Raw genomic sequence first — 13,293 nt, 5'->3', positions numbered from 1 at the left:
GGGTCATCCCTTCGCGGCCTGGGCGAGCCGGGTGAGGGTCTGTTCCTTGTCACCCAGCGTGGAGATGATCGGGCAGCGCACTCCGGCCTCGTGGTACGACTGCAGCTTCTGGAAGGCGTCGTCGGTGGAGCCGCAGGCGGTGACGTTCTGCACCAGGCTGTTGGGGACCAACTGCATCGCCCGCTTGATGTCCTCCGGCGTGGCGGGCCAGCCGGCGATCTCCTGCAACCGGTCGACGAGTTCGCGCTCCACCCCGCAGTGCTCGGCGATGTGCGGCTGCTGGCAGAGGTAGAGGGTGAGGAAGGCCTTGCACGCGTCGATGGCCTCCTGCGGGTCGTCGTCGTTGACGCTGCACGCCACGATCTGGGTCAGGTCGATGCCGTCGCGGCCGTCGGTCCGTTTGGCCACCCCCCGCTCGATCGCCTCCTGGGCGCCGACCATGTACGACGGGGGAAGCAGGAAGTCCATGTGTACGCCGTCGCTGATCTCGCCGGCGAGTTCGAGCATCCGCGGGCCTACCGCACCGATGTAGATCGGGATGTCGACCGGCTTGTTCTCGCGGTACATGCTGTCGAATCGCACGTCCTTCATCTGCACGAACTCGCCGTCGAACGAGACGAGTTCGTTGCGGAAGAAGGCCTGCAGAACGGTGATGTACTCGCGCATCGACTTGATCGGCTTGACCAGCGGCTGGCCGACCTTCGTCGCCAGCGGCTCCCACCAGGCGCCGATGCCCAGGATCGCCCGGCCCGGCGCCACCTCGTCCAGGGTCTTGAAGGTGACCGCCATCAGGGCCGCGTTGCGGCTCTTGTTGTTGACCACACCGGTGCCGATCTTCACGTTCTTCGTCTTGCTCGCGATGATCGCCGCCGGGACGATGCCATCGCGCGCGAGTCGTCCCTCGGCGACCCACACGGACTCGAACCCGTTCTGGTCGGCGAACTCGGCCTGCCAGTAGGTCTGCTCCAGGCTGAGTCGCTCGCCGACATGGATACCCAGGGGAAGTTTCATCACTGTGTCAGCTCCGCTCGGTACGTGGTGGAGGGTGGGAATCGGTAGGTCAGGAGAGGCGCGGCGCGGTGCGGGTCAGGAAGGTTCCCCGGCCGGGGGTGTCGTGCCGGAGGCCGGCCGCGTCGACCAGGTGCTCACCCCGGGAGAACACGTGTACCGGCTTGCCGGTCACCCGCATGCCCTCGTAGATGTTGTAGTCGGTGCGCATGTGCGAACCCGCCGCCGTGATCACGTGATCGGCCGCCGGATCCCAGACCACCAGGTCGGCGTCCGCCCCGACGGCGACGATCCCCTTGGTGGGGAAGAGGCCGAACAGCTTGGCCGGCCGGGTGGCGACCAGGTCCACGAAGCGGCACGGGTCGATCAGCCCGCCGGCCACCCCGGCCTGCCAGAGGACCATCAGCCGGTCCTCGATGCCCGGGACGCCGTTGGGCACCTTCGGGAAGTAGCCGGGGCTGCGCATCTTCTGCGGCGGCAGGTCGTCGGGCTGGTGCAGGCAGAAGCCGGCGTGGTCGGTGGCGACGGTGGACAGGGCGCCGGTGGCGAGCATCCGCCACAGGCCGTCCTGGTTGCTGCGTTCCCGGATCGGCGGCGAGCAGACGTACGCGGCGGCGCGCTCCCCGAGGTCCGCGTAGTCCTCGTAGGCGACGACCAGGTACTGCGGGCAGGTCTCGCCCCACACCCGCGACCCGGCCGCCCGGGCCCGGCTGATCTCGTCGCCCGCCGCCGCGCTGGAGACGTGCACCACGTACAGCGGTGTACCGATGGTGTCGGCGAGCACGACCGCCCGGTGCACCGCCTCGGCCTCGGACTCGTGCCCGTGTGCCCGCAGGTGGAAGCTCTCGGCGGTCTGGCCGCTGTCCACCAGGCGTCGAACCTCCCGGGCCACCATGTGTCCGTTCTCGGCGTGCACCATCGGCAGTACGCCGAGCTCGCGCGCCAGCTCGAAGCCGTCGAGCAGCTCGTTGTCCTCGACCATCTGGCCCGGGTAGGCCATGAAGAACTTCCAGCTGGTGGCGCCCTCCGTGACCAGCCGACGCAGGTCGTCGAGGACGTCCGGCTGGGCGGCGCGGGGCGGGACGATGGCGTGCAGGCCGACGTCGATCACCGCCTTGGCCGCCGCCGCGTCCCGTCGGCGCAGGTAGGTGTCGTACAGCGACCGGTCCGGTTCCTTCTTGACGAAGTCGAGGACGGTGGTCGTGCCGCCGCACGCCGCCGCGACGGTCCCGGTGTGGAAGTCGTCGGCGGTGTGGGTACTGAACCCGTCGACCGGGTACTCCAGGTGTGTGTGCGCGTCGATGCCACCGGGCATGACCAGCTTCCCGGTCGCGTCGACGACGTGGTCGGCGGTCCAGTCCGGCCCGGCGCCGAGGGCGACGATCCGGCCGTCACGCACCAGCACGTCGGCGCGGACCGCCGCATCGGCGTTGACGACCGTGCCGTTGGCGATCAACGTCGTTGGCATCTCGTACCTCTCCTCCCCGGCGGGCTCCCACCCGTCGTGCCGTTCGTCAGCCCTGGTAGTGCTCGTCGGCGAGGGACAGGACCTCGTCGAGGACGCCGAGCGCGAGATCGATCTCCTCGGCGTTGATCACCAGCGGCGGGGTCAGCCGCAGGACGTTGAAGTTGGCGGTCAGGTAGACGCCCTGCTGCATCGCGGCCTTGAGCAGGCGGCTGACCGGGGCCGCCGCCGGGCCCTTGGCGTTGAATGGGACGAGCGGCTCCCGGGTGTCGCGGTCGCGCACCAGCTCCACGCCGTAGAACAGACCCCGGCCGCGGATGTCGCCGATGCTCGGGTGGCTCTCCGCCAGCTTGGCCAGGCCGGCCCCGAGCCGCGCCCCCATTGCCCGCGCGTTCTCCACCACGCCCTCGTCCTGCATGATCCGCAGGGAGGCCACGCCGGAGGCGCAGGCGAGCGGGTGCCCGGCGTAGGTCAGACCGCCCCAGAACATGTGGTCGCGCAGCCAGTCGGAGATCCGGGCGGAGACCGTCATGGCCCCGAGGGGTACGTAGCCGGAGTTCAGCCCCTTGGCGGTGGTGAGGATGTCGGGCACGACATCCCAGTGGTCGCAGGCGAACCACTCACCGGTACGGCCGAAGCCCGCCATCACCTCGTCGAAGATGAGCAGGATGCCGTGCCGGTCGCAGACCTCCCGCAGCGACCGCAGGTATCCGTCCGGCGGGTAGAGCAGGCCGTTCGTGCCGGTGACCGGTTCGATGATCACTGCGGCGACCGTCTCCGGGTTCTCGTACTGGAGGATCTCCTCCAGGTGCGGCCCCCCGGAGCAGACCGGGCACGGGTCGGGGTGCCCGGCCGGGCACCGGTAGGTGTAGGGGTCGAGCATGCGCACCACACCGGTCATCCCCGGCTCGGCCGCCCATCGGCGCGGGTCGCCGGTCAGCGACATCGCGCCCGCCGTGGCGCCGTGGTACGAGCGGTAGCGGGCGATGACCTTCTGCCGGCCGGTGACGTGCCGGGCCAGTCGGATGGCGTTCTCGTTGGCTGCCGCTCCGCCGGTGGTGAAGAAGCTCATCTTCAGGTCGCCGGGGGTCAGTTCGGCCAGCAGCTCGGCCAGCTCCGCCCGGGAGCGCTCGGCGAAGCCGGGTCCGATGTAGCAGAGTTGCTCGGCCTGGGCGCGGATGGCCTCGACCAGTCGGGGGTGCTGGTGACCCAGGTTCAGGTTGACCAGTTGTGACTGGAAGTCGAGGTAGCGGCGGCCGTCGTAGTCCCAGAACCACGATCCGGATCCGCCGGCCACGGGGATGGGGTCGAGCGCGCCCTGCACCGACCAGGAGTGGATGACGTACTCCCTGTCGATTTCTTTGACCCGCTGGCTGGTCCAGGTGTCGGTGTCGGTGATCGTCATCGGCTGGCCTCCGTCCCGTCCGGCTGGGTCAGTTGCTCTTCAGCTCGGCGCCGAAGGCGGCGAGCCGGGCCAGCGGGCGTCCGGCGTTCGACGCGGCGCAGACCACGAGGATCTCCCGGGGCCGTGGCACGTCGGCTACCTGAAGGGTCACCGTCTGGTGGTGCGAGCGGGTCTTGGCATCCAGCTTGTGCTTGAGCGGAATGTCGATGGGGCTGCCGGGCAGGCCGACCTTCTCGGCGGCGGGCAGCAGCTCGGTGCCACCGGCCACGCTGCGGAAGACGTTGCCGAAGCGGAGGTTGTGAATCAGCGCCGAGCCGTGCTCGACCTCGCCGTCGATGCCGACGAGCGCCGCCTTGCCGAACGCCTCGACCTCCTCGCCGAGCAGTTCCACGCAGGCGGGGCCGACCAGGTTGCCGATCTCCTCACCGATCTCGTCGGCGAGGGTGACCAGGTCCTGGACGTACTCGCTGGGGTAGGGATTCTCGATGACCACGCCGGCGAAGGCGATCCGGTGCACCGGCTGCACCGCCCTGCCGTTCTCCAGTCGCGTCTCTTCGAGGTGACGGATCAGCTTGCGAACACGGATGCCCACGATCACTCCTTAGTGGTTCATTGGATGAACCGTCGGTTCATATATTGGTTCTGCGGGGAGAGCGAAGTCAATAGCCTTCAAGGACAGATCCCGGTGCCCGGAGTGCCCGCGCGTCGCCCGATCCCCGCAGGTCACGAAGGACGCCGCCCCTACCAGCGAGACGGGCCCCGGCTCAGCTCACGGCCGGTCCGTCAATGGACGTAGAGGTCAGTCCGCCGGTCGGCCACCGGCTGGTTGAACGGGTTGTGCAACCGTTCGGCACGCGAGCCGATCAGGTCCACCTCCGCCAGCACGAGTTCCTCCCGGTCGGGGCTCGCCGGGCCGGCGAGCGGCCAACCGTCGGGTCCCACGAGGACGGACCGGCCGACGAACGTCTGCCCCCGCTCGACTCCGATCCGGCTGACCCCGGCGACGTAGCACTGGTTGGAGTGCGCCCCGGTCATGCACATGAGGTTCGCCATCGCTGGGGCGGCCTCGGGCTGCCCGGGCACCGGCACCCAGTTCGACGGCAACACCACCAGGTCGGCACCCTGCAACGCCGCGCTGCGGAACGTCTCGGGGAACCAGGCGTCGTAGCAGATCCCGATCCCGATCCGACCCAGCGGCGTGTCGAAGACCGGGAAGCCGTCGACGTTACGGTCGTAGATCTCCTTCTCGTCGTTCCACAGATGGGCCTTGCGGAAGGTTCCGACATGGCCGGTAGGGCCAAGCAGCACTGCCGCGTTGAAGACCCGGTCCCCGTCCCGCTCGGTGACCCCACCCACGATCCACACGTCCAGCTCGGCGGCGAGCCGCGCCCAGGCGGCGACCGTTGGGCCGTCCGGCACCGACTGGGCATGGTGCGCGGCCTCCGCACGGTGGGCGAAGACGTATCCCGCCGAGGCCGCCTCGGGCAACACCACGAGCCGGGCCCCACGGCCCGCCGCCTCCCGGATCCAGTACGAGGTCTTGGCGATGTTCGCCGGGATGTCACCGAAGACCGGCTCCAGTTGGACCCCGGCGAGCAGGAACCTGGTCACCATGACGCCCGTACCGCCGCATACTTGATGTTCAGGTACTCGTCGATGCCGGCCTTGCCGCCCTCGCGCCCGAGACCGGACTGCTTGACCCCGCCGAACGGTGCCGCCGGGTTCGAGATGATGCCCTGGTTGAGCCCCACCATCCCGCTCTCGAGGCGCTCGGTCACCCGCAGGCCACGGCCGAGGTTCTCCGTGAAGACATACGCGGCGAGGCCGTACTCCGAGGCGTTGGCCCTGCCGACCGCCTCGTCCTCGTCGTCGAAGACCACGACCGGGGCGACCGGGCCGAAGATTTCCTCCCGGACGCACCGGGCGCCGTCGGGCACTCCGGACAGGACAGTCGGCGCGAAGAAGTGGCCCTCCCCGGCGATCGGTCCGCCGCCGGTGACGACGCTCGCCCCCGCCTGCGTCGCATCGGTGACCAACTGCGCAACCGACGCCACCGCGGCCTGGTCGATGAGCGGCCCCACCTCGGTCGAGGGGTCCAGCCCGTGACCGACGCGCAGCCCATGCAGCCGCTCGGCCAGCGCGCCGACGAACCGCTGCGCCACCGACCGCTGCACGTAGAACCGGTTCGCGGCGGTGCACGCCTCACCCACGTTGCGCATCTTCGCCTGCACGGCCCCCTCGACCGCCAGCTCCAGGTCGGCGTCGTCGAACACGATGAACGGCGCGTTCCCGCCCAGCTCCATCGACGTGCGCAGCACCCGCTGCGCGGACTGGGCGAGCAGCGTCCGACCGACCGGGGTCGAGCCGGTGAACGACAGCTTGCGCAACCGGTCGTCGGCGAGCAGCGCCGAGGTGACCCGGCCGGACTGCGAGGTGGTGAGCACGTTGACCACGCCACGCGGCAGGCCGGCCCGCTCCAGGATCTCCACCAGCGCCAGCATCGACAGCGGGGTCTGCTTGGCCGGCTTGACCACGACGGTGCAGCCGGCCGCCAGGGCCGGACCGATCTTGCGGGTGCCCATCGCCATCGGGAAGTTCCACGGGGTCACCAGTAGACAGGGGCCGACCGGCTGCCGCAGGACGACGACGCGCGAGTTCCCGGCCGGTGCCGTGAGGTAGCCCCCGTCGATCCGGACCGCCTCCTCGGCGAACCAGCGGAGAAACTCCGCGGCGTAGGTAACCTCGGCCTGGGACTCCGCGAACGCCTTGCCCATCTCCAGGGTCATCATCCGGGCCAGGTCGTCCCGGCGTTCGATGATCAGGTCGAACGCCCGGCGCAGCACCTCTCCCCGTTCTCGGGGCGGGGTGGCGGCCCAACCGGACTGGGCACGGGTGGCGGCGGCCAGGGCGTCCAACCCGTCGGCGACCGAGGCGTCCGCCACCTCGGCGATCGTCGACCCCGTCGCCGGGTCCTCCACGGCCAGGACGGCACCGTCCCGGCCCGCGCGCCACTCGCCGTCGACGTACAGGCCCTTGGGGGTCTTGTCGACCACGGTCATCGCCGCCGCCAACGCCTCGGCTGGTACGGCCATTGCTTCCTCCTTCACCGCAGGCCTCGCCACGGGCGAGCCGGTACGGTCGGCGGGTGCCCTAGCGTCTGGCAAAGGCACTCGGGATATCGATGTCAGCGTTGCTGAGCAGGTCGGTGAGCTGTCGTGCGGCCTTGATCACCGACTCCGCCATGTTGTCGATGCGGTCGCGGGTGATCCGGTAGGTGGGCCCGCCGATCCAGACCGCGTACGGCGTCGTCCCTCGCAGGCGCACCGGTGCGGCGACCGACGCCGCCCCGATCTCCAGTTCGTCGTACGCGAAGGCGAACCCCCGGTTCCGAACCGCCTCCAGCGAGCCCATGAAGGACTCCAGGTCCCCCACCTCCGGCGGGGCGTGCTCGGCGAACTCCTCGGTGAAGTCGGCCCGCACCGAATCCGGGTTCAGCGCCGCCAGCAGCACCTTCCCCGTGGAGGTCGCCCACACTGGCTGGGTACGGGGTACCGGCTTGAGCGTCTGCCCGATCAGCGACGGCCCCGGCACCTGGGCGACGACCATCACCTTCGGTGGAAGCAGCACGTCGAAGCCCGCGGTCTCCCTGGTCTCCTCGGCCAGGTTCCGCAGCACCTCCCGCATGTGCCCGTACGCGCCGCCGCCGTCGAGCAGACCGCCCACGATGGAGAGCAGTCCGAGCGACACCCGGTAGCGACGGGTCACCGGATCGAGGGTGAGCCAGCTCTCCCGCTCCAGCACGGTGAGCACCCGGTAGCAGGTGGCCTTGGGGATACCCGCCTCCCGGGCCACCTCGCTGAGTCCGACACCCTCGGGGTGAGCCGCCACGGCCCGCAGGAGCCAGATCGTACGTCGCACCAGCCCCGCCTCACTGGGCGCCATTGCTACCTCCATCAATTGCCATCGGCCAAGGGATACGGCCCATATCTTGGCAGGCGTCACTGGCTGCGGACGTGTGCCGAACGGCGGCGCCGCCCGGCACACGCCGCTCGCCTACTTCCCGCCTTCCGTGATCGTCACGGTCTGCGGTGTGTAGGAGGTCCCGCTGACGTCGAAGCCGTCGGCCTTGAGTTCGTCGTTCGCGCGCTGCGACAGGTCGGTGCGGAACGCGTCCTTGTCCGGAACGTTCTTCAGCACTCCCCCACCGATCGCGATCTTGATCGTCTGGTCCCAGGCCGCCTGGTCCATCATTCCCACGCCCTTGGTCGCGGGCCAGATCAGCTTGTTGATCTCGTTGAGCATCCAGGTCTGGTGCCCCTGCCCCAGCGCACTGCCGTTGTCGAGCACGATGTCGACGCAGCCGGCCAGGTCGTCGCGACAGTAGCCCCAGCCGCGGTAGGACGCCTTCAGGAACTTCACCGCCGTGTCCTGGTTGACCTGCTCCCCCAGCCAGTCACCACGGGCGTAGATGCCGTCCTCCAGGCTGGTGTAGCCGGCGTCCTGGAGACTGATCACCGAGAAGTCCGACGGCTGGTAGAGCTTGCCCGTCTTCGGGTTCTTGGTTTCCAGCAGCTGGGCGTACTCGTTGTAGGTCTTGGCCTGACCGGCGTCGATCTCCCGACGGAGCAGCAGCGACATGTCGAACGGCTGCTGGATGATCTCCGTGTCGCGGCTCGGGTCGACGCCGGCGTCCTTCATCGCCGCGAACAGCACGAGCTCGTTGCCGTAGCCCCAGCTCCCGACCTTCTTACCCTTCAGGTCGGTCAACGCCTTGATGCCGGAGTCGGCCCAGGCGACCTGGAGATAGGCGCCACGCTGGAACACCTGGCCGATGTTCACCAGATTCGCGCCCTGCTCCCGGGTCACCATCGTCTTGGTGACGTGGCTGACCGCGAACTCGGCGTTGCCAGCGGAGAGCACCTGCTGAGGAACGATGTTGACGCCGCCCTCCTGGATGGTGACGTCGAGACACTCCTCGGCGTAGTAACCCTTCTCCTTGGCCGCGTAGTAGCCGGCGAACTGGGCCTGGGCGACCCACTGGAGCACCACCCGGACCTTGGTGGTCGACTCGCAGTTCTTGGCGGCCTCAGCCGCGGACTCGCTCGGGGTGTCGGACATGCCACCGCAGGCCGAGGCGGCGAGCAGGACGGCGGTGAGGGCGGTGGCGATTGTGGCGGGGCGACCCTTTCGCGGGGTCCGCCATAGTTGCAGGGCCATTCTGACTCCAACAGATCGTGGTGGCCCGTGGCTCACGAGTCGCTGTCGTGCAGGGACTCGTGCCAGGGCATCAGGAGGCGTTCCAACAGAGACGTGACACCGAACAGCAGCAGACCGAGCGCGCTGGCCACGGCGATCCCCGCCCAGGCGAACTCGAAGCGGGGCAGGGCCGCCTGGTAGGCGATGTACACCCCGAGAGCGTTGCTCGGTCCCCCGAAGTACTCGGTCACGATCACGCCGATCACGGCGAGCGTGCTGCCGAGCTTGAGCGCGTTGAACAGGTACGGCAACGCGTTGGGCAACCGCAGCATGAGCGCCACCTGTCGTGGCTGCGCCGCGAGCGATTGCATGATCTCCAGGTGCAGGGGCGAGACCTGGAGAAGTCCCCTGGTGGTGTTGACCAGCACCGGGAAGAAGACCATCACCGCGGCCACGCCGGCCTTCGACATCGGGTTGGTGACCCCGAACCAGTTGTTGAAGATCGGCGCGAGGGCCACGATCGGGGCGCAGTTGATGACGACGGCCGCGGTCAGCACCGGCGCGGACACTCCCGGGAACCGGCTGAGCGCCAACGCCACCATGACCCCCGCTACCGCGCCGAGGACCAAGCCGAGGAGCACCTCCTGCACGGTGACCACCGACGCCGACATGATCGTGCCGAACTCGGCCCGGAACGCCGACGAGATGTCGGCCGGCGCCGGGACGATGAACGACGGAACGTCGAAGACCATCACCAGCACCTGCCACGAGCCAATGATCACCAGCGCGGTGAGGACGACCGGGAGGAACCGGCCGACCGCCGACCGGGCACCGGCGCCGGGCGACGTGTCCCGCGCCAGCCGCGCCGTACTCATCGGGCCGCCTGCTCGGCCGGGACGCCGTGCAGCACCGTACGCACCTCGGTGACCTTGGCGAAGAACGCCTCGGTGGTCCGGGTCGCCGCCGTGCGCGGGTATGGCAGGTCGACGTCGATGCTGGCGGCGATCCGTCCGGGACGCGCGGACATCACGACGATCCGCGACGACAGGAACACCGCCTCGGAGATGCTGTGCGTGACGAACACGACGGTGGTCTGGGTGTCCGACCAGATCCGCAGCAGCTCGCCCTGCAACCGCTCGCGGTTCATCTCGTCGAGCGCGCCGAGCGGCTCGTCCATGAACAGAATCTCCGGGTCCGCCGACAGCGCGCGGGCGATCGCCACCCGCTGCTGCATGCCGCCGGAGAGCTGCCAGGGAAAGTGCCGGGAGAAGTCGGAGAGGCGGACCAGTTCCAGCATCTCGTGGGCCTTGGCCCGCCGGGTCTGCTTGTCCACCCCAGCCACCTGCAACGGCAGCTCGACGTTGCGCTGCACGGTACGCCACTCGAAGAGGCCGGCCTGCTGGAAGACCATGCCGTAGTCCCGGTCCGTCCGTGCCGCGCCCGGCGTCTTGCCGTTCAGCGACACCGTGCCGCTGGTCGGCTCGGTCAGGTCGGCCAGGACCCGCAGCAGAGTGCTCTTGCCGCAGCCGCTCGGGCCCAGCAGGGACACGAACTCGCCCCGCTTGATCGACAGGTCGATGTCCTCAAGTGCCGTCACCGTACGGTTTCCGCCGGTGAACTGCTTGTTGACTCCTCGCACGGAAATGATCGCGGCCTCAGACATCAGCATCTCTCCAGGTGTTGTTGAGGCGGAAGGAATGTTCACCGGGTGTGCCGGTGCCGGAGCGCCACGCGCTCGATGAGTGCCAGGGACTGCACGAACACGATGCCGGCCGCCGCCGCGACCAGGACGGCCGCGTACAACTTCTCCGGCCCGTTCGAGTAGTAGTAGGCGAAGGTGAGGATCGCCCGGCCGATGCCCCGGCCGGTGCCCGCGGAAAGCTCGCCCACGATCGCGCCCACCACGCTCGCGGTGGCGGCCAGCCGGAGCCCGGCGAACACGAAGGGCAGTGCTGCCGGGATCCGCAGCCACCCCAGCACCTGCCAGCGGCCCGCGCCTACGCTGCGCATGAACTCCAACTGGACCTTCGGCGGTGACTTCAGGCCCCGTAGGGCGTTGAGGGTGACCGGGAAGAACGCGAGGTAGGCGGCGATACCGGTCACCGCCACCCAGGGCGGCGCGCCGGCCTTCCCGCCCCAGATCACGATCATCGGTGCGATCGCCACCAGGGGAACCGTCTGTGACGCGACCAGCCAGGGCATCAGTCCCTTGCTGAGCGGCACCACGTGCAGGAAGACGACCGCCAGCACCAGGCCCAGCGACGAGCCCGCCAGCAGACCGTAGAACGCCTCGCGGAGCGTCACACTGGTCTCGCCGAGGAGATAGCTGCCCAGCACCATCGAGTCGCCCCGCCGGGCCGGCTCGACCAGGGCGCCGAGAATCGACCAGACGTGCGGCATCGAAAGATCGTCGGTGGCGACCGGGAAGGCGATTCCGGTGCCGGGCACGACGTCGTCGACGGCGCGCCCCAGCGCCTTGTAGCACTCCCAGAGGCCGGCGAGCGCCGCCACGACCAATACGGCCCCGACGGCGTTGAGCACGCGTTTCCTCGCGGCGGACAGGCGCCCGGATCGGCGCAGTATCACTCGTTCCACCTGCCCGGCCGGTCCAGCCTCGGCAGTCCGTGTAGTGGCGGTTCTTGTCGTCATGCAGGCACTCTCCGAATCCCTCGGAAGCGTCGTCTGGCGTGAGATCCGTCGGTCGGCCCCGCCGGGTCGGATCACTGAGTGAACTGGTGGTTCACCTTAGAAGCGTGACTCAGGCCACGTCAACGGTTTGGCCAGGACATCGGATCACCATCTGGAGGCCGCTCCCGACCCGCGCCACCTGCCGGATACCGCAATCCGGGTCAAGCTGCCGTCTCCGCAGCCAACACCAACGGAAGGTCGCGTCCACGGGAGTGGTGTAACGACTTGCCCGTGATGGGCGTGTTGCGTAGATGAGAGACGGCCATCGCGTCGATCCCTCAAGACGACCAGGTCAGAGAAGGAAGAGAGAACGCGATGGCCGCGTCTGATCACCTCGGGGTTGCCGCGGTAGGCGCCGTCGGCCATGACCGGGCGTCCGGCCAGCTTCTGGGGCGATGCCGCTGGTGCGGTAGACGATGGTGTCGTTGCGGTCGCCACCGGCGCCCCGTCGACGACACGACCAACGTGCTTGCACCGGGATGGGCCCCGGACTGTCAACCGGGGCTCGACTGCTGCCGAACCCCTTACCAGCATGCCTATAGCAGCCGATGTGAGCCGCGCGCTCTCGGCTGCCGGCGACTGCAGTCAGGCCGACGCCGTCGTGAACCCCTACGCAACAAGCGCGAACCACGTCGACGAGCCGGGAGAGCTTCGCCATGGCGAAGTACGACCCGCTGACCGACCTCCTGAAGCGGCACGAACGAGGCGAGATCCGGATGCCGGTCCAGCGGCTTGAGGAAGTTCTGGGCGCGCGCTTGCCGGCGAACGCCCGATCCGACCGGACGTGGTGGGGCAACACCTCCCACCGGACACGCGTCCTCGCCGGGCGGTCCGCAGGTCAGTGCCCGTCGCGGACGGCAGCGACGGCCTCGACCTCGACGAGCTGGTCGTCGTACCCGAGCACGGCCACCCCGAGCAGCGTGCTGGGCGGCTCGTGGTCACCGAACGCGTCCCGGACGACCTCCCAGACGGCCACCAGGTCAGACCGGCGGGGCGACGCCACGTAGACGGTGGTCTTGACGACGTCGGTGAGCAGGGCGCCGGCCGCCGCTAGGGCGGTCTCCAGGTTGGCCATCACCTGCCGGGCCTGGCCAGCCGGGTCGCCCGGCGCGACGGTCCGCCCCTCCGCGTCCAGCGGGCAGGAACCGGCGGTGAAGACGAGCCGGGCCGGCGGCTCGACCGTGGCCGCGTACGCGTACTCGGCGACGTCGGAAAGGGCGGGCTCGCGAATCAGTCGGGCCGGTGAGGTCACGGCGGCGACGCTACCGCCGGCCCCCGAGCGGCTCAACGAATATTCGCCGACCGGTCACGGTTGGCGTTCGCCCAGCGCAAGGCAATCGCGCTCGGCGCCTACGACCGCATCGTCGGCCTGTCGCTCGACGACATCGCCGTTGACGAGGCCGCCTGCCCACTCACCCTTCGATCTTCGGGTCAGGTTTGGTCACGGTCCCTCCGGTACGGGTCGGCACTTGATCGGCAGTCAGAGCCAACCCGCCCGGAGGGCCGTCTTCGTTCATCGGCAACAGTTGGG

At 69.4% G+C, this 13,293-nt stretch carries 12 protein-coding genes and 1 pseudogene; 1 reads left to right on the top strand and 12 read right to left on the bottom strand.

Annotated elements, in window-relative coordinates; translation table 11 throughout:
* Window positions 1–3: 3 nt before the first annotated feature.
* The 11 genes from GA0070618_RS22300 to GA0070618_RS22250 form a co-directional block, all read right to left on the bottom strand.
* Window positions 4–1,011: an LLM class flavin-dependent oxidoreductase gene (locus GA0070618_RS22300; protein ID WP_088983363.1), complete on the bottom strand. Its 1,008-nt coding sequence runs from the start codon at window positions 1,009–1,011 to the stop codon at window positions 4–6.
* 49 nt (window positions 1,012–1,060) lie between these two features.
* Complete coding sequence (hydA, locus tag GA0070618_RS22295) at window positions 1,061–2,476, bottom strand: dihydropyrimidinase (RefSeq protein ID WP_088983362.1); 1,416 nt, start codon at window positions 2,474–2,476, stop codon at window positions 1,061–1,063.
* Window positions 2,477–2,522: 46 nt separating this feature from the next.
* Window positions 2,523–3,878, bottom strand: a complete 1,356-nt coding sequence (locus GA0070618_RS22290; protein WP_088983361.1) for an aminotransferase class III-fold pyridoxal phosphate-dependent enzyme — start codon at window positions 3,876–3,878, stop codon at window positions 2,523–2,525.
* Between the two features lie 28 nt (window positions 3,879–3,906).
* Window positions 3,907–4,470 (bottom strand): amino acid synthesis family protein, encoded by a 564-nt coding sequence (locus GA0070618_RS22285; RefSeq protein ID WP_197701591.1) that lies wholly within the window; start codon window positions 4,468–4,470, stop codon window positions 3,907–3,909.
* Between the two features lie 191 nt (window positions 4,471–4,661).
* Complete coding sequence (locus GA0070618_RS22280) at window positions 4,662–5,492, bottom strand: nitrilase family protein (RefSeq protein ID WP_088983360.1); 831 nt, start codon at window positions 5,490–5,492, stop codon at window positions 4,662–4,664.
* A complete protein-coding gene (locus GA0070618_RS22275; RefSeq protein ID WP_170107904.1) occupies window positions 5,486–6,970 on the bottom strand; it encodes an NAD-dependent succinate-semialdehyde dehydrogenase in 1,485 nt (494 codons plus the stop codon). The genes GA0070618_RS22280 and GA0070618_RS22275 overlap by 7 nt, the downstream gene beginning before the upstream one ends.
* Window positions 6,971–7,028: 58 nt before the next feature.
* Complete coding sequence (locus tag GA0070618_RS22270) at window positions 7,029–7,796, bottom strand: IclR family transcriptional regulator (protein WP_170107903.1); 768 nt, start codon at window positions 7,794–7,796, stop codon at window positions 7,029–7,031.
* A gap of 135 nt (window positions 7,797–7,931) precedes the next feature.
* Complete coding sequence (locus GA0070618_RS22265) at window positions 7,932–9,095, bottom strand: ABC transporter substrate-binding protein (RefSeq protein WP_088983358.1); 1,164 nt, start codon at window positions 9,093–9,095, stop codon at window positions 7,932–7,934.
* A gap of 32 nt (window positions 9,096–9,127) precedes the next feature.
* Window positions 9,128–9,949, bottom strand: a complete 822-nt coding sequence (locus GA0070618_RS22260) for an ABC transporter permease (RefSeq protein ID WP_088983357.1) — start codon at window positions 9,947–9,949, stop codon at window positions 9,128–9,130.
* Window positions 9,946–10,737 (bottom strand): ABC transporter ATP-binding protein, encoded by a 792-nt coding sequence (locus GA0070618_RS22255; RefSeq protein ID WP_197701590.1) that lies wholly within the window; start codon window positions 10,735–10,737, stop codon window positions 9,946–9,948. Before GA0070618_RS22255 ends, GA0070618_RS22260 begins: the two co-directional genes overlap by 4 nt.
* Before the next feature lie 38 nt (window positions 10,738–10,775).
* Entirely contained in the window at window positions 10,776–11,615 is an 840-nt protein-coding gene (locus GA0070618_RS22250) for an ABC transporter permease (protein ID WP_157748979.1), read from the bottom strand.
* Between the two features lie 803 nt (window positions 11,616–12,418).
* Here GA0070618_RS22250 and GA0070618_RS35650 point away from each other — a divergent pair.
* Window positions 12,419–12,565 (top strand): annotated as a pseudogene (locus GA0070618_RS35650) (DUF7662 domain-containing protein); the annotation flags it as partial.
* 35 nt (window positions 12,566–12,600) lie between these two features.
* Here GA0070618_RS35650 and GA0070618_RS22245 read toward each other — a convergent pair.
* Window positions 12,601–12,996, bottom strand: a complete 396-nt coding sequence (locus tag GA0070618_RS22245) for a RidA family protein (protein ID WP_088985734.1) — start codon at window positions 12,994–12,996, stop codon at window positions 12,601–12,603.
* Between the last annotated feature and the right edge of the window lie 297 nt (window positions 12,997–13,293).

It is taken from the genome of Micromonospora echinospora, assembly GCF_900091495.1.
GTDB lineage: Bacteria > Actinomycetota > Actinomycetes > Mycobacteriales > Micromonosporaceae > Micromonospora > Micromonospora echinospora.
The sequence above is the reverse complement of the archived record's forward strand: the minus strand, read 5'-3'. Positions and strand labels throughout refer to the sequence as shown.

Excerpts from the sequence above, each read along its gene's own strand:
- GA0070618_RS22265 (WP_088983358.1), bottom strand. The coding sequence starts at position 9,095 with ATGGCCCTGCAACTATGGCGGACCCCGCGAAAGGGTCGCCCCGCCACA.
- GA0070618_RS22260 (WP_088983357.1), bottom strand. The coding sequence starts at position 9,949 with ATGAGTACGGCGCGGCTGGCGCGGGACACGTCGCCCGGCGCCGGTGCC.
- GA0070618_RS22300 (WP_088983363.1), bottom strand. The coding sequence starts at position 1,011 with ATGAAACTTCCCCTGGGTATCCATGTCGGCGAGCGACTCAGCCTGGAG.
- GA0070618_RS22275 (WP_170107904.1), bottom strand. The coding sequence starts at position 6,970 with ATGGCCGTACCAGCCGAGGCGTTGGCGGCGGCGATGACCGTGGTCGAC.
- GA0070618_RS22280 (WP_088983360.1), bottom strand. The coding sequence starts at position 5,492 with ATGGTGACCAGGTTCCTGCTCGCCGGGGTCCAACTGGAGCCGGTCTTC.
- GA0070618_RS22290 (WP_088983361.1), bottom strand. The coding sequence starts at position 3,878 with ATGACGATCACCGACACCGACACCTGGACCAGCCAGCGGGTCAAAGAA.
- hydA (WP_088983362.1), bottom strand. The coding sequence starts at position 2,476 with ATGCCAACGACGTTGATCGCCAACGGCACGGTCGTCAACGCCGATGCG.
- GA0070618_RS22255 (WP_197701590.1), bottom strand. The coding sequence starts at position 10,737 with ATGTCTGAGGCCGCGATCATTTCCGTGCGAGGAGTCAACAAGCAGTTC.